We start from the raw sequence: 439 nt of genomic DNA, 5'->3' as shown, positions 1-439 counted from the left end.
ATAAAAGTCAAATTGCTTAAATATGGTATACTATACGTAATTTAGGAGGTTAAAGATGACGACTCCAAAACCCCTTTTTAGCTTCCGTTTCTTCACTCTTTTCTTCTATATCACTATCATTGTCATTTGGATTAGCTGAAACGTCTTCTCTTTGTGCTTCTTCACCTTGTGTACTTTCGTCGCTTTGACTTCCAGATATATCCTTATATTGAATCTCTGTTTCTTTAGTTTCTTCCTGATCTCGGTTAATATTTACAGGACTAGTAGTATATGTTTTTTCTTGTGCATCAACGTTTTGTCTAGCGTTAGTAGATGTATCAAAGGGATAATTAAGGTGTTTTTCTTTTTCTAATTGATTTTCTAATTTTTGAATCTTTTTATTACTCTCTAATGCCAGAACTTGCTGATTCTCAAGCAATTTTAATCTTTCTTGCAACTC

The 439-nt window shown here is 32.3% G+C and carries 1 protein-coding gene; it reads right to left on the bottom strand.

Annotated features, from left to right (window positions below):
• Nucleotides 1-49: 49 nt before the first annotated feature.
• The coding region (locus IDG65_RS14290) for a DUF536 domain-containing protein (protein ID WP_206174235.1) at nucleotides 50-439 on the bottom strand (390 nt) is incomplete at its 5' end.

Origin of the sequence: Staphylococcus sp. EG-SA-17, from assembly GCF_017151845.1 — a bacterium.
Lineage (GTDB): Bacteria > Bacillota > Bacilli > Staphylococcales > Staphylococcaceae > Staphylococcus > Staphylococcus aureus.
Note: the sequence above shows the minus strand (reverse complement) of the source record. Positions and strands in the feature narration are given on the sequence as shown.